At 66.1% G+C, this 24,712-nt stretch carries 19 protein-coding genes; 3 read left to right on the top strand and 16 right to left on the bottom strand.

The window, feature by feature from the left end:
- Positions 1-9: 9 nt before the first annotated feature.
- Both AC1DSZ_RS10970 and AC1DSZ_RS10965 read left to right on the top strand, forming a co-directional pair.
- Positions 10-819 carry a glycosyltransferase gene (locus tag AC1DSZ_RS10970; protein ID WP_476838397.1) on the top strand — a complete coding sequence of 270 codons (810 nt, stop codon included), beginning with the start codon at positions 10-12 and terminating at the stop codon, positions 817-819.
- Positions 820-1,039: 220 nt separating this feature from the next.
- Positions 1,040-3,946, top strand: a complete 2,907-nt coding sequence (locus tag AC1DSZ_RS10965; RefSeq protein WP_476838396.1) for a calcium-binding protein — start codon at positions 1,040-1,042, stop codon at positions 3,944-3,946.
- Between the two features lie 41 nt (positions 3,947-3,987).
- Here AC1DSZ_RS10965 and AC1DSZ_RS10960 read toward each other — a convergent pair whose 3' ends face one another.
- From AC1DSZ_RS10960 to rfbC, 10 genes are all read right to left on the bottom strand, one after another.
- Positions 3,988-4,764, bottom strand: coding sequence for a hypothetical protein (locus AC1DSZ_RS10960; RefSeq protein WP_476838395.1), 777 nt, complete (start codon positions 4,762-4,764; stop codon positions 3,988-3,990).
- A gap of 105 nt (positions 4,765-4,869) precedes the next feature.
- Positions 4,870-6,018 (bottom strand): polysaccharide biosynthesis/export family protein, encoded by a 1,149-nt coding sequence (locus AC1DSZ_RS10955; protein ID WP_476838394.1) that lies wholly within the window; start codon positions 6,016-6,018, stop codon positions 4,870-4,872.
- A gap of 270 nt (positions 6,019-6,288) precedes the next feature.
- Positions 6,289-7,287 (bottom strand): glycosyltransferase family 2 protein, encoded by a 999-nt coding sequence (locus AC1DSZ_RS10950; protein WP_476838393.1) that lies wholly within the window; start codon positions 7,285-7,287, stop codon positions 6,289-6,291.
- A 50-nt stretch (positions 7,288-7,337) separates the two neighbouring features.
- A complete protein-coding gene (locus AC1DSZ_RS10945; protein ID WP_476838392.1) occupies positions 7,338-9,548 on the bottom strand; it encodes a Wzz/FepE/Etk N-terminal domain-containing protein in 2,211 nt (736 codons plus the stop codon).
- Between the two features lie 164 nt (positions 9,549-9,712).
- A complete protein-coding gene (locus AC1DSZ_RS10940; RefSeq protein ID WP_476838391.1) occupies positions 9,713-10,951 on the bottom strand; it encodes a glycosyltransferase family 4 protein in 1,239 nt (412 codons plus the stop codon).
- Positions 10,952-11,047: 96 nt separating this feature from the next.
- On the bottom strand, positions 11,048-11,311 hold the full coding sequence (locus tag AC1DSZ_RS10935; protein WP_476838390.1) for a hypothetical protein: 264 nt from the start codon (positions 11,309-11,311) through the stop codon (positions 11,048-11,050).
- A 54-nt stretch (positions 11,312-11,365) separates the two neighbouring features.
- A complete protein-coding gene (gene rfbA / locus AC1DSZ_RS10930) occupies positions 11,366-12,247 on the bottom strand; it encodes a glucose-1-phosphate thymidylyltransferase RfbA (RefSeq protein ID WP_476838389.1) in 882 nt (293 codons plus the stop codon).
- Positions 12,248-12,269: 22 nt separating this feature from the next.
- Complete coding sequence (gene rfbD / locus AC1DSZ_RS10925; protein WP_476838388.1) at positions 12,270-13,160, bottom strand: dTDP-4-dehydrorhamnose reductase; 891 nt, start codon at positions 13,158-13,160, stop codon at positions 12,270-12,272.
- A gap of 2 nt (positions 13,161-13,162) precedes the next feature.
- Entirely contained in the window at positions 13,163-14,221 is a 1,059-nt protein-coding gene (gene rfbB, locus AC1DSZ_RS10920; RefSeq protein WP_476838387.1) for a dTDP-glucose 4,6-dehydratase, read from the bottom strand.
- Between the two features lie 38 nt (positions 14,222-14,259).
- A complete protein-coding gene (gene rfbC / locus AC1DSZ_RS10915) occupies positions 14,260-14,814 on the bottom strand; it encodes a dTDP-4-dehydrorhamnose 3,5-epimerase (protein WP_476838386.1) in 555 nt (184 codons plus the stop codon).
- Between the two features lie 389 nt (positions 14,815-15,203).
- On the opposite strand from rfbC, the gene AC1DSZ_RS10910 reads away from it, so the two are divergent.
- Positions 15,204-15,968: a hypothetical protein gene (locus AC1DSZ_RS10910; protein WP_476838385.1), complete on the top strand. Its 765-nt coding sequence runs from the start codon at positions 15,204-15,206 to the stop codon at positions 15,966-15,968.
- Between the two features lie 82 nt (positions 15,969-16,050).
- On the opposite strand, the gene AC1DSZ_RS10905 is transcribed toward AC1DSZ_RS10910, so the two are convergent.
- The 6 genes from AC1DSZ_RS10905 to AC1DSZ_RS10880 form a co-directional block, all read right to left on the bottom strand.
- Positions 16,051-18,240, bottom strand: a complete 2,190-nt coding sequence (locus AC1DSZ_RS10905) for a VCBS domain-containing protein (protein WP_476838384.1) — start codon at positions 18,238-18,240, stop codon at positions 16,051-16,053.
- 594 nt (positions 18,241-18,834) lie between these two features.
- Positions 18,835-19,950 (bottom strand): acyltransferase family protein, encoded by a 1,116-nt coding sequence (locus tag AC1DSZ_RS10900; RefSeq protein ID WP_476838383.1) that lies wholly within the window; start codon positions 19,948-19,950, stop codon positions 18,835-18,837.
- Positions 19,951-20,156: 206 nt separating this feature from the next.
- Entirely contained in the window at positions 20,157-20,984 is an 828-nt protein-coding gene (locus tag AC1DSZ_RS10895) for a class I SAM-dependent methyltransferase (protein ID WP_476838382.1), read from the bottom strand.
- Between the two features lie 30 nt (positions 20,985-21,014).
- Positions 21,015-22,001: a right-handed parallel beta-helix repeat-containing protein gene (locus AC1DSZ_RS10890; protein WP_476838381.1), complete on the bottom strand. Its 987-nt coding sequence runs from the start codon at positions 21,999-22,001 to the stop codon at positions 21,015-21,017.
- A gap of 63 nt (positions 22,002-22,064) precedes the next feature.
- Positions 22,065-23,144, bottom strand: coding sequence for an NAD-dependent epimerase/dehydratase family protein (locus AC1DSZ_RS10885; protein WP_476838380.1), 1,080 nt, complete (start codon positions 23,142-23,144; stop codon positions 22,065-22,067).
- Positions 23,134-24,411, bottom strand: coding sequence for a Gfo/Idh/MocA family protein (locus AC1DSZ_RS10880; RefSeq protein WP_476838379.1), 1,278 nt, complete (start codon positions 24,409-24,411; stop codon positions 23,134-23,136). The genes AC1DSZ_RS10885 and AC1DSZ_RS10880 overlap by 11 nt, the downstream gene beginning before the upstream one ends.
- Positions 24,412-24,712: the final 301 nt, after the last annotated feature.

Raw genomic sequence — 24,712 nt, 5'->3', positions numbered from 1 at the left:
GAGCATCCCATGGTCACCCACGTCATACTCACGCGCTTCAACATCCCCACGCTGGGGCGCGAAGGGACGATCAGGGCGAGCGCCGACTGGCTGAAGAACAGGTTCGAACTCTTCGAGACATTCTGCCTTCCCAGTGTGAAGGCGCAAACCAACGGCGACTTTACCTGGTACGTCTATTTCGACGCCGAGACGCCGTCGCCCTACAAGGAACGAGCCGCCGCTTATGCGGACACCATGCCGCAGCTTCGGGTGCGGTTCGGCGACCTGGACGATTTCAGCCTGGCGCGCATCCAGGAGGATGTGGTCCGCTCGGCCGCGCCTGGCGACGACTGGGTTATCACGACGCGGCTCGACAATGACGACGCTCTCGCCAGGGATTTCGTCGAACGCGTTCGCAATGCCGCCACGCCGGGCGTCATGCAGGTGCTCAATGTCACACAGGGCGTGATCTGGAGCGGCGGCCGCGTCTACCGGCATGAGCATCTGTCCAACGCCTTCGCGTCGCTGTCGGAGTCGCTCGCAGATTGCTCGACAATCTTTATCGCGCCGCACATGGAGCTGAGCCGGGTCGCGCCGATCAAGCAGGTGGCCGGGGACCCGGGCTGGATGCAGGTGATCCACGGCCAGAACGTTTCAAACCGCGTCCGGGGCCGCCGCATCTCTCCCGGCGCGATCCGCCGGCAGTTCGCCTTGAGCGATGGGGTGCCGCTTCACGAGATCTCGCCCGCCGAACAAGCGGCCGAGACCGCCATCTTTCAACCCATGCGAGCGCTGCGGGACACCGCGATTGCGGCCGCAAAAAGGCTAATGAAAAGATAAAGTAGAAGCCCGTAAAATTAGACCGATACGTTAAACAGCCAATCAAAAGAGCTCTGCCAGAACTGTCTCCAGGAAGCGTTTAGACGCGCTTATCAGTAAAAACCCTGGGGGCACTCTCGTGATTATGGCGGCTGATCTTCAGCAGATTGCTGGCAACAACGGTATGTCTGGACTAGCGGCGATCACGGGTGACGTGGGCGCCACGACGCAAGTTTCCGCGATGCGGAGTTTCACGACGCTGACCCCCGCGGACGGCGTCTACTACGCGAAGGCTCTGAACACGCTCGTGATCACCAAGAGCGGCGTGAACTTCTCCGACATCGATTTCAGCGGCGTTTCGATCAACGTTCAGGTAAACGACGTCACGTTCAAGAACTGCAACTTCGATGCTTCAGCCGGGACTTACGCGATCAATGGTCTGCCCGGCACGAGCAACCTGACGATCGATCATTGCAACTTCGACGGCCTGAAGCTCGACAAGTTCTACAACGACTTCATCACGTCGCGCGGCCTCAACACGGTCGTGACGAACAGCGTGTTCGTGAACGCCCCCTCCGATGCGATCAGCATCCAGAGCGGCACGATCTCGGGCAACTACATCGGCGGTGGCGGCTATGTCACCGGCGCGCATGCGGACGGCGTCTGGATCGGCAAGACGATCGGCCCGGTCATGATCTCCGACAACGTGATCGACTGGCGCTCCTCTCCGGACGCCGCGACGGGCACCAACAACGCGGTCCGCATCACCGGCGAGGCGGGCGACGTCTCTGACGTCACCGTGAAGGGCAACATCATCCTGGGCGGCTCCTACAGCGTTCTGGTCACCGATGGGGCGACCATGACGCATACGGCCTCGCAGGTCGGCACCGTCACGAATGTGGATGTGGTCAACAACGTCGTCGACTACGGCCAGTTCGGCAATCTCTACCAGCTCAACAAGCCGGCCGACCTGCTTTACTCGGGCAACCACAACGCCAGCGGGACGCCGATGCACCCGGACGCGAGCGTGATCGGCACGTTGCCCGACATGGCCGGGATGAAGACCATCACGGCGATCGGCCTGACCGACCGGGTCGCCGGGACCGCGGGGGCGGACTATCTCGTCGGCAGCGCCGGCACCAACCTGATCGAGGGAGGCGCGGGCAACGACGTCATCATCGGCGGCGGCGGTCGCGACTACACCAGCGGCGGCGCCGGCAAGGACATCTTCGTCTTCAATTCAGTCGCCGATGGGATGGACTGGATTTCCGACTTCACCAAGGGCGAGGACAAGATCTATCTCGCCCACTTCACCGGAGCTCCAAAGGAACTGTCCGGCTGGTCGTGGACCGGCTCCGAGCAGTTCACAGGAGCGGCCTGGCAGCTCAGATACACCTTCCAGGCCGGCACGACCTTGCTGCAGCTGGATATCAACGGCGACATGAATGCGGACTTCAGCGTCCAGCTGAACGGGACGCAGCCCATCTCGCTGTCGGACCTGATCCTGCTCGATAGCAAGGACTTCGCTCCGCTCAACCAGGCTCCCACCCTGAGCGGCGCGGCGTCAGCGGCCTTTGTGCAGCAGAAGAATGCAGGCTTGATTGGATCCGGCGTTCTGATCGCCACGGATGCCGACCACGACGCCGTTGCATTCAAAGTCGGCGCGCAAAGCGCGGTCCTCAAGAACGGCATGGGCGTCGACAACACCTGCTACCTGACGGCCGCTCAGCTCGACGCGCTCAAGGCGGGGTTCAGCCTGTCCAGCACGACCACCGGGGACGGTGGCTCCACCGTATGGACGTACAGCGCGTCGGCCGCCACCCTGGCGAGCCTCGGCTCGAACGAGACCCTGACCCTGACCACAAAGGTCATCGCCGACGACCTCCATGGTGGGCTCGCCACCAAGGACATCGTCATCACGATCGCCGGCCAGAATGACGGGCCGGTCATCAATCCCGGCGCCATCGCATCCGCGACGCTCGCCGAGACGGCCGGCCTGACCGCCAGCAATCTGGTTCGCAGCGTCCAGGGCGGCTTCCAGTTCACGGACGCCGACGTCAGCGACCGGCATGTCGTTTCCGTCGCGGCCGTCGGCCGGGGCTACATCGGAGCGCTCAACGCGAGCGTGGCCCAGGACTCCACCGGCGCAAAGATCGGCGAAGTGGTCTGGACGTTCAGCGCCCCCGATCGCGCGCTCGACCTGCTCGCAGCAGGCCAGCAGCAGACGCAGCTCTACACCGTCGCCCTCAACGACGGAAAGGGCGGCCTGATCAAGCAGGACATCTCGATCGTGCTCGTCGGCGCGAACGACGCTCCCACCGTGACGGGCTCCTCCAGCGCCGCCTGGTACGAGGGCGGGGCCTCGACCTACCTGAAGACGGGCGTGCTGACCTTTGCGGACGCCGACCTCACTGACCAGCTGACGACCTCACTCGTCGGCCAGGACGTCGTCCTGAAGTCGGCTGCGGGCGTGAACCTCAGCGGCCTCCTGAGCCAGGCGCAGATCGACACCATCAAGCAGGGTTTCTCGATCCAGACCGGGGACATCGGCTCCAACAAGGGTACGGCGGCCTGGAGCTACTTTGCGACTGACAAGACGCTGGATTTCCTCGGCCAGAACGACAGCGTCACGCTGACCAGCAAGGTGCTGGTCGACGACCACAATGGCGGCCAGACCACCAAGGACGTCGTGATCACCATGAAGGGGATCAACGACAACCCGCTGTTCGATGTGCAGACCGCCGCCAATGTCGCGGGTGACGTCTATCGCGGCTCCACCACGGATCTCGTCCCCGGACAAACCAGCCTCCACCAGGAGACCGGGGCCGTCTCGTTCTTTGACGCGGATCTCTCGGACAAGCACACCGTCACCGTGCGGGCAGCCCAGACCGGCTATCTCGGAACGCTGAAGGCCTCCGTCTTCGACGCGCCGAACGGCCATGACGCCGTGAACTGGACGTTCCAGGTCGACGACGCCGCCTTGTCCAAGCTCACGGTGGACAAGGTCCAGACCTACACGCTGATGATCAACGACGGCCACGGCGGCGCGGCCAAGCAGGACATCTCAGTCACCCTGCACCACGACATGGACCCGGCCGCCCTCAACGCCCAGCTCACCACCCAGCTCAGCCACATGCTGCTGGTGTAGCAGCGCTCCACGCCAACCGATCGAGCAACAATCGTCCGGCTTCACTCGAAGCCGGACGAACGCGCGTAAGGGGTGGGATCGTCCAGGCGTCGGTAAAGCTTCCGCTTGCCGAGCATCACGTAGATCCGATTCCTGATGCGCCACTTCCAGAGCGGCCAGTCGCCGCCGTCCAAAAACTTGCACATCAGGTTCGGCACCGGCAACACGGACCGCCATTTGCGGCTCACGAACCGCCAGGCCTCCCCAAAGCTGGCGTCCAGCGTCGGGATCGACGCCGAATTGTGCACGACCGGGATGTCCGCAACCCAGACGCTCTGGCCCGCCTTCGCGGCCGACAGCGCGATGTCGGTGCCGTACATATGGAAGCCCGGCAGGTCGGGATCGAAGGTGACGCCGCTCGCGGCGCGAACCACCAGCACGATCTCGTCCAGGATCGCGACCTTCTCGGGCCGCACCAGCGGCGAGCCCAGGAGCCGGCGCGTCGACGTGTCGTAGAGGTAGCCGGCCTGCGAACCGTCCTGCTTGGCTCCATAGATCCCGATCACCGCCCAGTTGCGGTCAACGGCCTCGATGTCGGCGATCGCCTTGTGCAGCTTCTCGAGCCAGCCGGCCGGAAAATAGATGTCCTGGTGGGCGAACACCACGATGGGGGAGGGAGGATCCAGCAGCGCTTCGGCATAGGCCGCCGCTGCGGACCGCTTGCCCTGGAGCGCCCGGACGGACATTGCGCCGGAAGCCACGTCCGGGGACCGAAGAAGGTTTTGGCGAAGGATCTCGTCCGAATTCGAGCACGAGACGATCGATACGGAGTTTGTCATCAGCGCCTTGTCGGAATCGTTTGCGCCGGCGCGAGAGGCGCGCCGGCGCTGAATGGTCAGGATTGCGGCTCCGGGCGCCGCCGTATGCGCGGCGCCCTTGGGCGATTACCGGCGCAGGTAGCGCAGGTCGTTGCCTTCGTTCACGGTCGCAACGCCGATGCGGATGATGTTCAGCGCCTTGGCGAGCTCCACCGCGGCGGCGTTGCCGACGTAAACGACGTCCTTGTCGCGCAGCTGGAACTGCTTGAGGGTGAAGAACCCTTCCTGGCTGCGCAGGTTGAAGTTGTAGATGATCGGCACGTCGCCGGCCGGCCAGTTGGTCAGGTCGAGGCCCAGCCGCGCCGCCACGCTCCGGGGCTCGGTGCGGTAGATGAACACCGCCGACGGATTGGCGCGCTCGTCCAGGAGGCCGCCCGCCTTGCCGACGCCTTCGGCCGCGGTGAGCTGCTCGGACTCGAAGTTGTACTTCCCGTTCAGTCCGGCCGCGCCCAGGATCACGAAGGAGCGGTTCTCGCGATACACGTAAACGGTGTCGCCGGGCCGCACATAGATGTTGTTGCTCGGGTCGTTGACGATGCGGTTGAAATACACCGAGCGCTTCTGTGTGCCGCGCTGCAACGTCACGAAGCTCTCATAGCCCTGGCCCTTGGGGCCGCCGGCGCGCGCGATCACGTCGAGGATCTTCTCGCCGGCCGGGTTCACGGCGAAGCGGGCGGGCTGGTTGACCTCGCCGAGCACGCTCACCTGCGTGGCCTTCTGGTCGCGCAGCGCCACGATCACCTGGGGTTCGATGGCGCGGTTGCGCAGGCGCTGCTCGATGTCGGCCTGAACCTCCGGGATGCGGCGCCCCAGCACGCGCACGAGGCCCGCATACGGAACCGAGATGGTGCCGTTCCGGTCGACCTGCTGGTCCGGAATGGTGACGAAATTGCCGGCGCGCGAGCCGGCCTCGCTCGGGATGAAGAGGCCGCCGGCCGAGGCTTCGAAGATCGTGACGCTCACGACGTCGCCGACGCCGAGCCGGATGTCGGCGGCTCCGCCACGCGACGCGAAGGAACCCAGGCTGCCGGTCTCCACGGCCTGCGAAACCATCGCGGCGACGCTCGGGGTCGCCTGGATCATCAAATGCGGGAGGATTTCCTGGGGGTCGACCACCGGCGGGTTGGTCATCAGGCCGGGGCCCGAGGTCGGAAGCGTGTCGCAGCCCGACAAGAACGCCATCGCGACGACAAGGGCGACGCGCGTGTTGGGCATCGGTTTAATCATAAGCACGGATCCTAAACGCTGCGGCACATGCGTCCAACAGGAAGCCATAAAGGCCATTGAGCATTATCGCGAGTCATCGAGGCTAGGCGGACTTAGATTCCACAGTGCGTGTGGCCAGACAGGCACACTGCATCCACGTTGATCCACAGTACGTTAAATTGATACAACTGAGAGGTTGTATTGCGTGTGTTAAGGTTATTCGCCGATTAAGTCTTCTCCTTTGTTTACGCTCGCCAAGCCTTTCGAAGCGCGACAGCCCTATAAGGGCGGCCGCTGGTCCTTTCCGTCCGCAGGCGCTCCGGGCGGATGCCCGGGTTGCCCCGAAGCCTGCGAGCGGGGAGGCGAGCTCAACGCCACCTGATGCGCCCAGATGAAGCGCATCAGTCGCAGGCGCACCAGCACGGCTGCGGCCTCGAGCTTGTTCCTGCCGTGCACGCCGTCGCGCGACATCGCGATCTGAACCGTGTGAGGCAAGATTGACGCCAGCACGGCCCAGCTCCGACCGAGCCAGAGATAACGCCCCAGCGGGCGCTCCAGCGCGACCCCGTAGGACTCCTGCGTCAGCCGGCGCCACTTCTTTCGCAGCTCCGCCCAGTTTCGCCGCGCCGGATGCCCCACCAGCGCATCCGGCGCGTAGCCCAGCCGGTAGCCGAGGCCGACCGCGCGCACGCACCACTCATAGTCTTCCGAAACGCCGTTGCGGAACGGGCCCACGGCGTCGAACACGCGCCGGCTCACGAACAGCGCGGCCGTCACCGAGAAGCTTTTTTCGCGGATGTACCGCTCATTTTTGAAGGCGAAGATCTTCTCGTAGGCCTCGCTCGGCGTCAGCGATGCGGGATCGTCGGTGTCGACCCTCACGCAGCCGCCCACGATGTCGTCCCTCGCGAGCGCCGCGACGCCTGCTTCCAGAAAGCCGGGTTCCGGGCGGCAATCGCTGTCCGTGAATGCGATGAATTCCGATGCCGAGGCCGCAACGCCCGCGTTCCGTGCTGAACCCGCCCCTTGCTCCCTGGCCAGAATGACGCGCGCACGCCCCTGCGCCACGGCCTCCACGGCCGCAAGGCCACAGGCCGAATTGTTGTCCGCGATGATGACCTCGAAGTCCGTTGCCGGAAGCGTCTGCCGCGACAGGCAGTCGAGGCAACGTCCGAGGTTTTCGAGATCCTGGTAGTGGGGAATGACGACCGCGATGCGCGGCGCCGCCGTCGGGTTCGCGCCCGGAGGCGTCGAGCCGTTCAGGTCAGCAGAAACCATTCATCGTGCTCCTGAGAATGCATTGCGGTGGGCCATGGTCATGCAGGAACTCACGACGGATGGCTGAGATACGCGGACTGCACCGCATAGGCTTCGCGCGATTGCACCAGCCCCTGCATGTCGGCGTGGTTCAGCACCGTGCCGATCAGCTTCTGGGCCACCTCGCGGTTGGCCCGCAGGCACTCGCGCACCACATGCGCCTCGGTGCGATCCCACTTCAGCACCAGGACGAATGAATCGATCAGGTCCGACAACAGCCGCGCATCCGCGACGGCGCCGATCGGCGGCAGGTCGATGATGATGTAGCGGTAGTGCTCGCGCAAAACGCTCACCAGGCGCCCGAAAGCCGTGAGCTCGATCACTCGGCCGCCCGCTTCGGCGGCGTTCTGGCCGTAGCCGACCGCGGGGATGAAGGTGAGGGCGGGGTTCTCCGCCCGAAACAGCGCGTCGGCCAACTGGCGTTCGCTGCGCAACACCTCCTGCAAGCCCGCGGTGGCGTGCGGGGCGAGCAGATTGGAGAGGGAGGGGCGGCGCATGTTGCCGTCGATCAGCAGTGTCGGCTCCCCGCCGCGCGCACAGAGCTCGGCCAGGTTTCCGGCGACGGTCGTTCCACCGTCGTCGCTGGCGCAGGACGTGACGCCGATCACCACGGACTCGCCGGGACGCTGGATGTCGACCGAAACCTTCAGGGCGCGCAGCGTTTCGGCATAGAGACTGAACGGCGCACGCGTAGCGAACTGCAGGCGGGCATTGCGGCGCGTGCGGTGGCGGTCGTCCTCCGCGCCGGCCGGCGTCGCAAGTTGCGGCTGTTGCCCGATGATCGGCAGAAAGCCCATGCAGGGCGCCAGAGTGGCCTCCTCGGCCTGCCGACGCGTGCGGATACGGCGCGAAAACGCCTCCAGGGCTATGGCAAGGCAGAACGCGAAGCCGAAGCTCAGCAAGGTCGCGCCGCCGATCGCCTTGCTCGGCGTCGGGAAGCTCGGGTTCACGGGCGTCGGCGCCTTGGTGATCACCCTGGCCTCGGTGATCGGGAAGCCCTGCTTCTGGATGCCCTCCACATAGCGCTGCATGAAGGTGTCGCGGATGCTCTTCACGGCCGAGGCCGTGCTCTCGAGCTGGCTCAACTCCACGCGGGCGCCCTGGGCGGCGGCGGACAGGCGCGCCAATTCGTTCAGCTCGTTCTGCAGCGTCTGTTCGCGGCTCTTGGCGATCTCGACGTCGCTCTTCGCGCCTTGCTGGATTCGCTTGAACTCGTCCGCGATGGAATTCTCGATTTCCACCATGCTTTGGCGGATGCGCGTCACCGACTCGTGCTTCGCGCCATAGCGGAGCGAGATCTCCGCCGCCTGTCGCTTGGCCTCGAGGTAGGCGTTGCGCAGCGGCACGATCACCTCGTTGGAGAGCTCGTCGACGAGCGCGCCCTGCACGGCGCCGGTCGCGATGATCTGGCCGATCTGGGCGATCTTGGCTTCGGCGCTGAACCGCGTCAGCCGCGCCTGCAGGAGCTTCTGGCTCACGTCGGCGAGCTGCTGCTCGTCGATGAACTTGCCGTCCGAGCTCATGATGCCGTTACGCAGCCGGTATTCCACCGCCTTGCGGTCGGCCGCGTCCACGTCCGCCTGCAGCTCGGCGATGCGACCGCTGAACCAGGAGCTCGCCTTCTCGGAGGCGTCCCGCTTCGCTTCCAGCTGGTCCTGGATGTACATGGCCGCGACGGAATTCGCCAAGCGGGCGGCCTTTTCGGCGGTCCGGGCGACGAAGTCGATCGAGATCGCGTAGGAGAGGTCGATCCGGTCGACCGCCATGGATTTCACGACGGCTTCGGCGGCGAGGCGCCGGCGCTCGGCCTGGGGCGCGTCCATCGGGTTCGGCAGAATGCCGACGACGCCCAGCAGCCGCAAAGGCAGCGGCAGCTTGCCGACGAATTCGGGGTCCTCGTCGAGCTTCTCGTCGATCACCATCCGGTTCACGACGCTTTCCGACTTCAGGATCTCGATCTGGCTGAGCACGGCCGAGCTGTCGATGCGCCCGCTCGAGGTCGAGAAGTCCTCGTCCAGCGCGGCGAGACGCTTGAAGTCGATCAGCACCACCGAGCGGGCCTTGTAGGTCGGCGTCGCGGTGAACAGCACGAGCACGCCGAGGATGGCGCCCAGCGCCGTGATGCCGCCGATCAACCGCCTGCGCTTGCGCAGGACGCCCATGAAGAACGCAATTTCTCCCGCATCCGACGGACCTAGGTCCGCGGCGCTGATGCGTTTCAAGGGGGCTCGCTGGGGCGCGTCGAGCATGGACGGCGTCATCTCGCTTGTGATCGGCGTCGACTAAACGCGCCTTCGCGCTGACGATACCTGAAACCAAAATATTTCGGGCAGCGCATGACGCGATTGCATGACATCATCGCGGCGTGAACGTGACGATAACGCGTTCAAGCCGTTACGGGCGCCAGGCGATTGAACGCCGAGACGTATTTGGCGGCCTCGCGGTCCCAGCTGAACGCCGCGTCCGCGAGGCTCTTGGCCAGGGCCGCTTTTCTGGCCCGCAGCTCCGGATCGGACAGGATCTCCAGGATCGTCGAGGCCAGGCCCTCGGGATCGGGCGTCTTGGCGTAGTTGCCGGCCTCTCCGAGAAGACGGCGCGTTTCCGTGAGGTCATACGAGACGATCGGAATGCCGAGCGCGCTGTATTCGAAGACCTTGTTCATCGAAATCTTGTCGTTGTACTCGTTCACCGGATCCGGGATCACGCCGAGATCGAACGCACTCAGATGCGCGAGCAGCGCCTCGCCCGAGAGGTAGCCCGTGAACGTCACCATGTCGGCGACGCCGAGGCTCGTCGCCAGCTCGCGCACGCTCGCGAGGGCGGGTCCGTCGCCCACGATCACGGTGCGGATGTCCGGAACGCCGTGGCGCGTCTTCAGGATGTGCGTCGCCCGGACGAGGTGGTCGACGCCGTCCTGGTCGCCGATGATCCCCACATAGCCGAGCAGCAGCCGGGCGCCCTGGCGCACGGCAGCGTCGGGCTCCACCCGGCGCAGGCGCGACCGGTCCGGCACGCTGTAGACCGCGACGACGTCCTCCGGCTTCTTGCCGCCACGCGCGATCGCGATGTCGCGAAACGTGTCGTTGGCCGAGATCACGAGGTCGGCGGCCTTGAAGGTCATCTTCTCGACCGCCAGCAGCGCCGTATGGAGGAAGCCCTTTTTGTTGAACTTTGCCGCAAAGAGCTCCGGCGACACGTCGTGATGATCGAAGACGAGCTTCTTGCCGAAAAGCTTGAACGGCGCCGCCACCAGAAACAGCAGGTCCGGCGGATTGCAGACCTGGATGACGTCGAAGCCCTCGTTGCGCGCCACCGTGATCAGCAGCCGCGCCTCGTGAAACAGCGCCGCCGCATATTCGATCAGAAACCCGGCCGCGCCGCGCGCCTCGAAAGGCAGCGGGTGGCGATAGATCTCGATATCGTCGATCGTCTCGCGCTTGAGCGGGTACTTGTCGGTAAGCGGGCAGATCACCGTCACCTTCCACCCGGCGGCGCGCAGGGCGCGCGCTTCCTGCCAGACGCGGCGGTCGAACGGCACGGGCAGGTTCTCGACCACGATCACGCAGGAGCGGGCAGGGCCCGTGTGGGAGGCGGCGAGCGACGTTGTGTTGGCGGCTGCGTCCAAGACGAGTGCCCTTTCATGCAATGCGGCGAAGCCGTGTAAGGCGGCGTCGCGATAAGGTGCGATGAAGCCGCGTGAAGGCGGCTTCGGCAACGGTGTTCAGTTGCCCTGGTTACGCTGCTGGATCCGGCGTTGCTGGTCGGTGAGACCGTTCGACGAACCCTGGTTGCCGAAAGGGCTCTGGAACGGACTGCCGCTCGGCCGGTCCGGCTGAATGTCGACTCCGCGCCGGTTGTAGACCGGGCTGCTCGGGCAGCGCCGATCCACGGTTTCGCCGGGCGGGCAGGGCGGCCGAACCTGTGCGGCGAGCGCAATGGGGGCCGCGGGCGCAAGCGCGCCCAGCAGCATGGCTATCAATCTCATGTTCCGTCTCCGCTTCGGCAGCAAAGAACGACAACGCGCGGCCTCGCCGAGCGTTTAAACCAGCGGCCGCGGATCGTCCGCGAGCTTGCGCAGCGCCCGCCCATAGGCGGTTTTCTCGAACAGCGTCGCGCGTTCCAGCAGCTGCGCCTTGTCGATGAAGCCGTTCAGGAAGGCGATCTCCTCCAGCGCGGCGATCTGCATGCCCTGGCGATGCTGGATGGTGCGCACGAACTCGCTCGCCTCCAGCAGGCTGTCATGCGTGCCCGTGTCGAGCCACGCATAGCCGCGCGACATCAGCTCCACATGCAGCGACCCGCGCTCCATATAGGCGGCGTTGACGTCCGTGATCTCCAGCTCGCCACGCGGCGAGGGCTTCACGGCGGCCGCGATGTCGAGCACGGCGTTGTCGTAGAAATAAAGCCCCGTGACCGCCCAGTTGGATTCCGGCTTGGTCGGCTTCTCGACGATCTTCACGGCCTTGCCGGCCTTGTCGAGGCTCACCACGCCGTACCGCTCGGGGTCCTCGACATGATAGGCGAACACGGTCGCGCCGGTAGCCCGGCTGCGCGCCCGGCGCAAAAGCTCGATCAGGCCCGCGCCGTGGAAGATGTTGTCGCCCAGCACCAGCGCGACCTGGTCGTCGCCCACGAAATCGCGGCCGATCACGAAGGCCTGCGCCAGCCCCTCCGGGCGAGGCTGCACCGCATAGCTGAAAGTGACGCCGAACTGCTCGCCGGTCCCGAACAGGCGCTTGTAGTTGTCGAGATATTCGGGCGACGAGATGATCAGGATCTCGCGGATGCCGGCCATCATCAGCACGGACACGGGATAGTAGATCATCGGCTTGTCGTAGACGGGCAACAACTGCTTATTCACCGCCAGCGTGGCGGGGTGCAGCCGCGTGCCGGAGCCGCCGGCCAGGACGATACCCTTCATCTGCTGGTCTCCTGAATGCGCATCAGCCCGTCCGTCCGGGACCAAGCAGAGTGTCGAGAATGTCGCCGAGCGCGTCACGCCACGGCCTGGGCTCGATCCCGAACGCCGCCGTGACGGCGCGCGTGGATAGCCGCGAATTGGCCGGCCGCCGGGCCGGGGTGGGGAAATCCGCCGTCGTGATCGCCTCCACGGGCACGCAAGAACCGCCCCGCGCCTGCGATTGCGCCATGATCTCGGCCGCAAAGCCTCGCCACGACACGTCGCCGCGGTTGGCGAAATGGTAGGTCCCGGCCGGCGCGGTCGCATCCTGCGCCAATCGCAGCGCGATCTGCGCCAGCGCGGCCGCGAGGTCCGCCGCGATCGTGGGGTTGCCCCACTGGTCGTCCACCACCCGCAGCGCCGGGCGCTCGCCCGCCAGCCGCAGCATGGTCTTCACGAAATTCGCCCGGTGCGGGCTCACCACCCAGGCCGTGCGGACGATGGCGTGGCGCGGGTTGGCGGTGCGAACCGCCTGCTCGCCGCCTTCCTTGCTGGCCCCGTAGACGCCGAGCGGCGCCACCGCGTCGCCGACCTCGTATGGCTCGCCCTTGCGGCCGTCGAAAACATAGTCGGTGGAGACATGCACGATCGGCACGCCCGCCCGCGCGGTAGCGGCGGCCAGGATGGCCGGCGCCATCGCGTTGGCGCGCCATGCGGCGGCCACGTCCTGCTCGGCCTTGTCCACGGCCGTGTAGGCGGCCGTGTTGATCACCGCCCCGAAGCCGCCATCCGCGATCGCGCGCTCGATGGCGCCTTCGTCGGCGAGGTCCAGCGCGTCGCGCCCCGGCGCGACCACGCTCACGCCCTCAGGCCAGCGCAAGCGCTGCAGCTCGAGGCCGACCTGCCCGGCGCCGCCGAGAACGAGAACCCGCATCGTCACGCCCGCGCCGCCGCGAGGCCGAGCCGCTGGCCCTGGTATACGCCCTGCTGGATCGGCCGCCACCAATCCTCGTTCGCCAGATACCAGGCCACGGTCTCCTGCAGCGCCTCTTCGAAGCTCTTTTGCGGCTTCCAGCCGGTCTCGCGCTCCACCTTGGTCGGGTCGATGGCGTAGCGCCGGTCATGACCCGGGCGGTCGGTAACGAAGGTGATCAGCTTCTCGTGCGGCCCGGCCTGCGGGCGCAGTCGGTCGAAGGCGGCGCACAACGCGTTCACGACCTGCATGTTGGTGCGCTCGGAGCGCGAACCGACCAGATAGGTGTGCCCGACCCGTCCGCGCTCCAGGATGGCGATCAGCGCCCGCGCGTGGTCGTCCACATGGATCCAGTCGCGCACGTTCAGCCCGTCGCCGTAGACGGGCAGGGACTTGCCCGCGAGCGCGTTCAGGATCATCAGCGGGATCAGCTTCTCGGGAAACTGCCGCGGGCCGTAGTTGTTGGAGCAGTTGGAGATCAGCACCGGCAGGCCGTAGGTCTCGCCCCAGGCGCGGGCCAGATGGTCGGACGCCGCCTTGGAGGCCGAGTAGGGCGAGCGCGGGTCGTAGCGGCTGTCCTCGGTGAAGAAGCCGTCCTGTCCCAGGGAGCCGTAGACCTCGTCCGTCGACACGTGAAGGAAGCGGAACGCCTCCTTCTCGGCCGGCGGCAGCCCGTCCCAATAGGCGCGCGCCGCGTCCAGCATGCTTTGCGTGCCGGCCACGTTGGTGCGCACGAAGGCGCCCGGGCTCGTGATCGAGCGGTCGACATGGCTCTCGGCGGCCAGATGCATGATCGCCTGCGGCTTGAAGTCGGACACCAGCACCCGCATCCGCGACGCGTCGCAGATGTCGGCCTCCACCAGCTTGTGGCGCGGGTTGCCGGCCAGGGGAGCCAGCGACAGCGGGTTCGCCGCATACGTCATGGCGTCGACGTCGAGAACCTCGTGGCCGAGGTCCTGCACGAGCTGCAGAACGAGCGCCGAGCCGATGAAGCCGCAACCGCCGGTGACCAGAATGCGCATGGGTGGAATCTCCGAAAACAAATCAGCGCCGCGTAGGCTCAATCGAATGCGTGGCCGAGTTGGCCAATTGATGGCGCGGCGAGGTCCTTGTCGGACAGCACGGCGTCGGCGGCCGTGACCGGCCATGCGATCCCGAGTTCGGGATCGTTCCAGGCCAGGTTCCGGTCGTGCTCGCGGCTGTAGTAGGCGCTCACCTTGTAGGCCACCATGGTGTTGGGCTCGAGCGTGCAGAAGCCGTGCGCGAAGCCTGCCGGAACATAGAGCTGCTCGCCATGCTCGGCGTCCAACTTCACGGCCACGTGCTTCAGATAAGTGGGCGACGACCGGCGCAGATCCACCGCGACGTCGAGAATGCTGCCCGCCAGGACGCGCACCAGTTTCGCCTGCGCGTGCGGCGCCAGCTGAAAGTGAAGGCCGCGCACCGTGCCAGCATTCACCGAGAAAGACTGGTTGTCCTGAACCCAGTCACAGTCAACGCCAGCCTGTTCGAGTACATTTTTACGAAAGGTCTCGGAAAACCAGCCACGCGCGTCGCCGAAAACCTGTGGTTTCACCAGAAGTGGGCCGACAAGGTCCAGGGTCGTCACCTGCATGGAAGATTAACCTCTCTGTCGCGTTCACACGTTGCCCGAACAATCTCCCTTGTGATTACCCCCTATTGTGCGGTGCGTCAAACTACGGAGGCGAATCCCGACGTCCTGCGCCGTTCGCCAGCAGATGCGCTCAAGCTGGAAAGCCGTTTGGAAACAGGAGGCTCCCGGCCTCTGAAATTCTCTCCTCGCAACTGCGATAAGCTTGCTTAGCTTACGCTCCATTTTGAAACGAACAGTCGCGTCGCGTTTCATAAACGTTGCTGCCCGGCAACATCGCTGGCGCTAAATGCACCGCGAATTGAGCTAAATGAGAATGAAACTATGGCATTCAATTTGCTGGAGTTATCGTCACGATCGCCCAACCGGGCTTTGATTCGTCGGGGAATGAGATGCGGGCTTTTGCCGGCGCCGTCGCGTTGTTTGCGGTGGCTGCAACCATCAATGTCGTGCAGGCGGCCGAGTGCCGCTCCGCTTTTGGCCGCGCCAGCGCGGCCGACATGGACAGCTTCATCGCGCAGCCAACCTCGCTGATGACGGCCAGCCCCGAGGGCGGCGGCCTCATGGTGAAGCAGGTCCGCGAGCTGCTTCTCGCCAACACCGACCTGACGCAGTCCGTCCTTGCTCTCGCGGCCAACGCCAACGCCGAGCAGCGCTCCTCCATCGGCGCCGCGCTCGGCCAAGTCACGCAGGCCTGCTCCAAGACCTCGCCCGACGTGGCGCAGCAGATCCAGGCGGCCGTGCTGACGGTCTCCAATCCTGAAATCATGACGGCCTTCCGCCAGGCCACCGGCGACGTCTCCACGGCGGCCGTCGGCATCGGCGCGGCGTCGTCCCCGGCGCCCGCCGCAAGCCCGCTGGGCGGCACCAACGCGTCCCTCATCGGCGGCGGCGTCGGCGAGGCCGGCTCCGGAGGCGTCTCCCAGGCCGGCGGCGGCATCCCCAGCTCCGGCTTCGGCGGCGGCGGGGCAGGGCGCTCCGCCCGGGCCGCCTTCGCGAGCCTGGTCGGAACCACCACGACGGCCGTCAAGCCGCCGGTCGTCACCGTGCCGGGGCCGACCGCAGGCGCAGGGTTTTCGGGGGTCGTCGCGATCGCTTTCGGGCTCCTGCTCTGGCGCGCCAACCGCAAACGGCTGGCGTCCAGCGGCGTCGCCTGAGGCCGCCAGAAGCTCAGCTCCAAAACGCAAAACGCGCGGGACCCTGTCCCGCGCGTTCTGATTCGTGTCGGGTCCTTCAGCTTCAGACCAGCAGGTAATCCGAGTGGATCGCGGCCGACAGCGCCGAGGCGTGGTCGTCCACGCCCTTGAGCGTGATCACGACGTCGGTCGTCGCCCGTCCGCCATGTTGGTCGGCCACCGCAACGGTGGTTTCCACGCTCAACGTTTCATGCGCGTCCAGGAAGCGGATGGCTTGGTCGCTCAGGGTGAAGGACCAGTCCGCCGTTCCCTTGTTGCCGCCCACCGCGCCGGTGTCGAAATCCATCGCGCGCTTGAACTGATCGAGTTGCGCCGTCGTCAACTCGTGCGTCAGGTCCTGCCCGGCCGCGCCCGTGAGGTGAACCTCCTTGCTGACAACGGACGTCGTCAGAGTGTCGCGGCGATCGATGTCGGAAACGTTGAGGACGCCATGCTTCGAGATCGTGGCGGACTGCCCCTCATAGGCGGCGGCTTGCGTCGAGCCGGCGATCTTGGGCTTGTCCTCCGTGCCGGTGAGCGTCACGGCGACCACCTTGTTGGCGACGCCGCCCTCGCCGTCGTCGACACGGATCACGTAGCGCTGGTGCGCGACCTCGCCGGCCGACAACGCGTCGAGCGCCTTGGTTGCAGCCTCGTACTTCCACGTCACGGCCCCGACCTGCTGTCCGGACGCCTCCTTGGCGACCGTGGCGGTGACAGAGCCGATATACCCCGCTCCGAGTGTCGAAACCGACACATGGTGCCCGTCGCCGATATCGGCGTCCGTGAAGGCGAAACTCCCGACCTTTGCGACTTTTGCCGGCGCAAACGCGGATACGGGATCAGACACGGCGGCCAGCGCGGCCCCGGCTGTCGTCACCGGCTTGCTGTTGCCGGTGTCGGATGGGGCGGGCTCGGTGGGCGTCGTCGGCTGCAGGATGGGGGTCGACGGGGCGGTCACCACGGGTTGCAAACTCACGCCGGAATGGCTGAGCACGAAGTCTGCCAGCGTCATCGCGTGGGAGCCCTGGAGGTCGATCGCGAAGTCCGCCTGCATGTCGCCGTTTTTGTCGAGCTCCACCACCGTTTTGCCGTTGGCGATGATGTAGTGCAGCTGCCACGGCGCACCGGTGAAGGCCTTCGCTCCTGCCCATGTCCAATTCGTGACGTTCATTCCGGGCGCGAGCGCCGAAAGGTCGATCTTGTCCTGGCCCTGGATGAAGTCCGAGACAAAGTCGCGTCCGTCCGTGAGCGTCTTGATGGCGAAGACGTCCCGGCCAAGCCCGCCGCTCAGGAAGTCGCGTCCACCATTGCCCTGGATGTAGTCGTCGCCTGAGCCGGCCATCACGAGGTTGGTGCCTGCGCCCCCGATGAGCTTGTCGGCGGCCGCCGTGCCGTTCAGAGTGGCGGTCGCCGTGGTGGCCACGACGGCGTGCAGGAGCGACAGGTTGATCGCCGGGGCGACGGAGGCGGAGCCCGCATGCGCCAGGGGTCCGGTCGCGTAGTGGTTGCCCGTGTAGACGAGATCGGCCGGCCGGTCCTGCAGGTAAAGGTTTCCGTATTTGCCGAAGTCGACAACGTTGTCGACAACCCGCACGCCGGTGACGGAGCCGATCTGGCCCGCCGTATGCGTGATCGTGGCGCCGTCGGTCACCAGCACCGTGTTGGAGCCGCCCAGAAGAATGTTCTTGGTCACCAGCACGTTGGCGACGTTGCCGGCCTCGCCGGTGACCCGCACGGCGTTGTTGGTTTCGGCCCGCGCCCCCGCGGAGGTGCGCCAGTCGACGATATTGCCGTCGATCGTCACCGGACCGATCGTCTTGCCGATATAGATGGCGTCGCTGTGCGCCGCGGTGCGGAAGCCGCCGCCGCTGATGTAGTTGCCGGAAATCTTTCCGCTCACGATCGCGAGCGCATCCTCGGGCGCGTTGATGAACGCGCTGTTGGTGATCACCGTATTGGCGCCGCGCGACGTGACGAAGTCCGCATAGGGACGGTCGAGCTTGAGGCCGTCGAATGTGCAGTGGTCGATGGTGAGATTGGATGTTCCCGCGAACGCGTTGACCCCATAGGCGCCGACGCGTGCGTCGAAATGGCAGTTTCGGAACTGAACGTTGTCAGCCTGAACGTTGACCTGCACACCGGAGAAGTCGACGCCTTCAAACACGGCGCCGGCCTTGGTGACGGCCAGCGTGTTGATGGAGCGCGCGTAGAAGACGCCGTCGGACGCGTCCAGGCTCTTGAACGATTGCATTGAAGTCGTAGCGGTCGTGGCGCCGACAGTCCCTTGCGCAGCCGGCAAAGTGGACAATGCGTTCTGAGACGCGATGGAGCGCAGTTCCGTCGTAGCTATCATGTGATCTCTGCCCCGCTGGCGAGCTCGCCGGCCCGCCTTAGATGATCCTTGGATGTCCCGATTCGTTGACCGGATCCGATTTGGCTACGGGCAGATTAAGGCATCATTAACGCTACCGTTTCAGCTTCAAACAGATTTATCGCATACGTGAAACCACTTACAAAAGAATTGAAACGGCATATTACTCAATAGTTTCGACGTTGTCCAAAGAGTTGCATAGAGTAAACTCTGTAAATCAGCCTGGATGCCAAGCACGTGAAAATCTGTGCTGCTTGGAGCTTTGTGCAGAAAAAACTAATCGACTGTTGGCAAGATATTTTCGCTTGACGCAAAGCTATTTTCGCTTAACGCGCATGCCGACTCTCGCGACGAAGCAGGCCAGCCGGCTGCTGTCGCGCCGCACGGGAAACGCGACGCGGAACCACCCATCGCCGGACGGGCTCTGGTGAGAGCGGAAAAGCCGGCGCGGCTGCCGGCCGCCTTCGGGCCGGCCTAGATCGGCTTGTCCGCGATGGCGTCTGATCGGGGTCTGGATGCGCGCGTGAGCACCATGCGCTTCGCGGCGTTGACGGCCGGTTTTTCGACCAGAAGGTGAAACACCGTTCCGGCGGCCCAGGAGAGCAGCAGGCAGGCGACCGCCAGCGTGGCTCCCCCCACTGCGCCGCTGACCGGGAGCTTCTTCCAGACGATGCCCAGAAAACCCACGCAGAACATGTGGGTCAGATAGATCGAGTATGAGGCGTCGCCGAGCAGGCGGAGAACCCGGCTCCGGCCGATATAGCCCTGGATGTCGAGCGAAACGGCGGCGACAAACAGCATGGTGGCCGGGATGCCCCAGTACAGAACCCGCCCGGACGACACGCGTGAAAAATTGATCGACGCCATCTGCTCGACCGTGACCACGATCGCGAAGGCGACGAGGAGGATGATCGAAGCGCCGAGCCTGAGATGGTAGCCCTTGATCACGCATTCGGCCGCCAGCATGCCGAAGATGAACTCCAGAAGAATCGGGTTCGTGTAGAAGGCCAGAATGGCGTTTTCGGGCTGGAGGATGGCTCCACCGAGCACCAGCAGGGCAAGAATGGCCGACGTGATGGCGAGCCGACGCCTATGATTGATGACCAGCGCGACCGAGAAAATCACGTAGAAGGCGAACTCGTAGTTCAGGGTCCATCCGATCGTGAAAACCGGCCACGCGTCTTTCATGATGGGATGCGGCCACGCGATAAACAGCATCGACGCAATGATGTGCGGCAGGTCCAGCACGGTCGTGTAGAACACCTGGGGCGCGACAAGAGCGATCAGGCATGTCGCCAGCGTGATGATCCAGTAGATCGGGCCGACGCGCAGGAAGCGATGCGCCAGGAACTGGCCGGCGCTCTTCTCCCGCGATTGGGTGATGAACACCATCAGGAACCCGCTGATCACGAAAAAGATGTCGACGCCGGCCGCCCCGAATTCGAATTGGCGTTCGCCAGGCGTGTTCAGGTAACGGGCGACCTGCTGGAAGGCGTGAACCATCACGACCATGCTGGCCGCGACGAAGCGCAGATACTGGATGCTGTCGAAATCGGCTTTCGCGGACGGGCGGTGTCGGGCGATCAGCATCCAGAAAACTCCGGGTGAGGGAGGCGTGTCCATGCGGGAGGCACGCCTTGGGCCGAACGAGCGATAAAGCCGCTCGCGCGAACGGGAGGTCCCGGACGCCACGTTGAAACGGCTGTTAACGTCGCCGGCTAAACAGGAGATGCCTTGACGTCGGTCACGCCGGGACCGTTCCGGGCTCGATCCTTAAGGCGCGATCGCCGCCGGGTCTAGGGCAGCGGCGCCACGCGATGCGGGGTGGTCGCCTCGGCCGGCTGCGACGTCTCGTCCGGCAAAACGAGCCCGATCCCCATGTTGCGATGAACCGCGCGCGTAATCCTGACCGTTCGACGCGAGCCCTCGAGCTCGTTCCAGAAGCGATGCACGTCGATCGACTCGTCATACGCGTTCTCGACGATGTCGTGCAGGGCGATCACGCCCGTCTCCGACATCAGCGGGCTGTACATCTGGAAGTCCTTGCGCACGCCCTCATAGGAATGGTCGCCATCGATCAGGAGCAGATCGAGCTTCCGTCCGTCGAGCAACCGCTCGACCTGCGCTAGCGACGACGGCTGGTGGCTGTCGCCGCGGATGAGATGCAGCGTCTGCCCCGGGCTCACGAACTTGCGAAAAGTGCGTTCCTTCCAGCGTGGGTAGCCGCCGCCATTGCGGCCATATTGCAGGTCGAGACTGATCACCGTGGCGTCCGGGCTCGCCGCCTTGCACAAAAGCAGGAGCGTGCCGCCCTTAGCGGTTCCGATTTCCATCACGGTGCGCGGCTTGAGGGCCTGCACCGTGTGCAGGAACTCAACCAGCTCGTCCCGGTTCTGGATCGGCCGGATTGCGCCGTTGAAGCCGCCGAGCACCAGGTCGGCGCTCGCCGCGAGGTCGCCGTCGAAGGCGCCGCGATCCAGGGCTGCGTTCACGGCCGGGAAGTTCATGTAATCCTTGAGGAGCTTGTGCTGCTGCCACAGCATTGCGGCCGTTCGGGTCAACAGCGGCATCCGTCCCTGCCTTTGCAGCCGGCGCACCTTGCCTTTCAGGTAGGATTTCATCATGAGCGGAACCTCCCCCGTCTTCAGCCGGGCCTAGCGTCTCACCCCCGGTGGCAGCCGATATGTCCGGCAGTCGTTGTCGTGCACGTTGATCGCGCTTGATGGGCGGCCGTCCTTGGCCTTGTCGACGCTGATCCACGGCGTCAGCTTCGGATCCGATCCCGGCGCCAGCGCGACGGCGTTGCCGGCGATTTCGATCCCATCCACGCCGTACCACGTGATGGCGTGCCAGGCACGGATGGTGACGCGGTTGCGCAGCACCCGCACGTTGCGCCAGCGCCCGTCGAACGCCGAAATGCCCTGCAGCGAGTCTCCGGGCGCGCCGGTCATGTCGATGCTGTTGTCCTCGATCAGCACGTCCGAATAGACGCCCTCCTGCGGGCGCGGATAACCCTGCATGCCGTCGGCGTGCAGTTGTTCGCGCGGCGTGTGGCGGCCGAGCCGGATTACGTTGCGGGCGATCACGATTCCGTCGGCGCCGAACTGGATCGCGTCGTTGCCGAAATGCTCGATGACGTTATCGGTGGCGCGATTGCCCCGCCCCGACAGCGAGAGCGCGTTGCGAACATTGAAGAAGCGGCACTTCACCACCGAGCATGCGTCGCCGCGCATCATCAGCGCGATGTTATAGGGTTTCACGACCCAGTCGTCCGCCGTCCAGGCGGCGCTGTCGTCCACGGTCGCGAAGGTGCACTCCTGGAAGACGATGTCGGCGCTGGTCGGCGAAACGTCCACCAGCCGGTTCAGGGCGCGCTCGTTGGCGGCCGGGTCCACGCCGCGGAAGCTGATCCCGCGAAACGACCACTGCTTGGCGCCCGCCAGCACAGTGTGGCCGACAACTGCGCCGGGCTCGCCGATCACCGTCACTGCGCCCGCATTGGCCTTCGTGATGACCGGGTCGCCGTGAAATCCGGCCGCGAGCTGGATCACGTCGCCGGGCGCCATCGCGCCGTTGAGGCGGCCCATCTGGTTGGCGAGCGTCTCACCGCGGGCGGGATTGAGCTTGTAAGTCTGAGCCATGCCGGGGATGTTCCACGGCGCGCATCGGCAATGCAACCCCTGGTTAGATTTCCGGCTCTCACGTCACCCCGCCGGCGTCTCCCTTAACCACCGCGCGATCTCCGGCCAGGCGTCCTCCCGCCGCGTCAGCGGGCGGTAGCCGAGCGCCGCCGCGGCCTTGCTCCAGCCCGGCCGCGCCGAGGCCGTGTGCAGCAGCGTCGCCTCGAGATCTTCCGCGGCCGGCGTTCCCAGCGCGCGCCGAACCACAGCCTCCGTCGCCCAGGCGAGCCGCCCCGGCGCATGGCGCGCCGCCGACCGCACCGGCGTCGTCCAGCGCAGGTCCTCCAGCCTATCCTCCATGGGCGACATCAGCCGGACCGGGAGCCGGTCCGCCACCCGCAAGCCGGCCACCCCCACGGCCGACGCCACGGCCTCGGCCAGCGCGCGCCAAGTCAGCGTTCCGTCGCCTTCGCCGAGGAGAAACGCCTCGCCGGCCGCGGCCTCCACGGTCGCGGCCAGCGCGATCGCGGTGACGACATTGTCCACATGGATGGCGTTGCACAGGCCCTGGCCTCCGCCCACCAGCGCCAGCGATCCGCTGCGTGCGGCCGCCGCAAGCTCGGCCAGCCAGCGCGAGCCGGGCCCGTAGACGATGCCGGGCCGCAGCGCCACGACATCGACGCCCGCCGCGCGCCCACGCCGAAACAGCTCCGCTTCGGCCCGCCGTTTCGCCAGATTGTAGGGCAGGTGCTGCCCGGCCGGCAGCGCCGTCGTCTCGTCGCAGCCGGGCGGCGGCGCCTGCCCGTGCACCACCGCGGTGCTCAGATGCACGATGCGCCCGCAGCCGGCTTTCGCGGCCGCATCCACGAGCGGGCGCACGGCGTCGAGGATGAAATCGCAGTCGCCGCCGGCGCAGTTCGCCACCACGGCGCAGCCCTCCAGGGCGCGCGCCAACGCGGCCGCGTCCAGCGCGTCCGCCTGCCTGTGCTCGGCCAGGCCGGCCAGCCGAGCGGGGGCCGCCGCATGGCGCGTCACCAGCCGCACGCGCCAGCCCGGATCGCCCGACAGCATCTCGACGCAGCGCGTCCCGATGAAGCCCGCGCCGAGCACGGCGATGTCACGCGCCGGCGCCCAGTCCACCGCGTCGGCGTCGTCATCCCACATCGGCGGCCCCGGCTTCCGGCAGAACCGCCCGCAGCCGCGCGCCCGTCGAGAGCCGAACCGGTCCCGCGCCGCCAACCGCGCTGCTGATCGCGAGCGCGATTTCGTTCACGTGCAGCACGAATTCCGGCGTGATCCGGCACGGGCGCTTCTCCCGGATGGCGGCGGCCAGTTCGGCGATCCCGAGCGCGTAGTCCATCTCGTGGCGCCGCAGGGCGCGCCGCCAGCCCGCTTTGGGGCTCAGCTCGGAGACGCGCCCCATAAGGCCGAACAGCCGCCGCAGAACGGGGTGGCGTCGCACCCATGGGTGCGAATCGGCCCGTTGCGCCACGCCGCCATCGCGGCGCACCCGCACGGGCGCGCCGAAATGCCAGCACTCGTCCACCGTGATCTCGCCGGCATCGCCGATGATCCGCAGCGTGTGATCATGTGGCGCGACGATGCTGCAGGTCAGCCGCGCCGCCGCGCCGCTCTCGAACTGGATGCACGCCACCGAAAAGTCGGGCCCCACCTCGCGCGCCGGCAGGGCGGCATGCTTCCCCGGCGCCGCCGTCGTGGCGAACGCCGTCACGGTGGCGGCCGGCCCGAAAAGGTCCACCAGCCAGGCGAGATGGTACCCCGCATGCTCCAGCGTGCACCCGACGGTGAATTCGTCGCGCCAGGGCCAGGGCGTGCCGGCCGGGCTGCGCCACTCATCGGGCTCGAGTTGGTGGACCTTGCCATCGTCGAGCTCGGCATAAACCAGCCTCACCGCGCCGATCTCGTTGCGGGCCAGCAGGGCGCGCAACGTCTGCGCGGTTTCGCCCAGGATGATGCAGGGCGCCGCCGCCAGCCGCAGCTTGCGCTCGGCCGCGAGATCGACCAGGTCGACGCAATGTTCCAGCGTCATCGCGAGCGGTTTCTCGGAATAAAGGTGCCGCCCGGCCTCCAGCGCCCGCCGGCTCACCCCATGGTGGCTGGCCGGGTTGGTGAGGTTCACGACAATCGAGACCGCGTCGTCCGCCAGCAGCGCCTCCAGCGATCCATAGGCGCGGCACCCATTGCGCGCCGCAAACGCCGCGCAACGCCCGGCGTCGTGGTCGAACACGCCCCGGAGCCGCAAGTCCGGGTGCAGGGGGAGGTTGGCCGCGTAGAAATCGGCTACGAAGCCGCAGCCCACGAACGCGATCCCGGTAGGCTCGCCAGCCGTAGCCGCCGCGGGCGCGTCCGGCCGCGTGCCCCCGACCGCATCCAGCCAATCCAGCAACCTGTGCCGGATGCGATCCGCCAAGCGGCTTGTGAGGGTCCGTGTCCCGACCTGAGCGCCCGGCCGATGATCCGCCGATTCTGTCATCTCGAAAACCTAGCCGAAAACGCAACAATCCCCTCACCCTGAGATCGCTCAACGCCCCTCATCCTGAGGAGCCATGCGACTTCGCATGGCGTCTCGAAGGACGAGGGGTTCCAGAAGGCTGAATTTGTCGCCCAAGCTGGTCTCCCTCGTCCTTCGAGACGCAGGCCGAAGACGGCCTGCTCCTCAGGATGAGGGTATCGAGGGTGTGCTAACGACGTTTCGGCCAGGCTCCGAGGAG

The sequence above is a fragment of the Alsobacter sp. P4_H11 genome (genome assembly GCF_056400925.1).
Note: the sequence above shows the minus strand (reverse complement) of the source record. Positions and strands in the feature narration are given on the sequence as shown.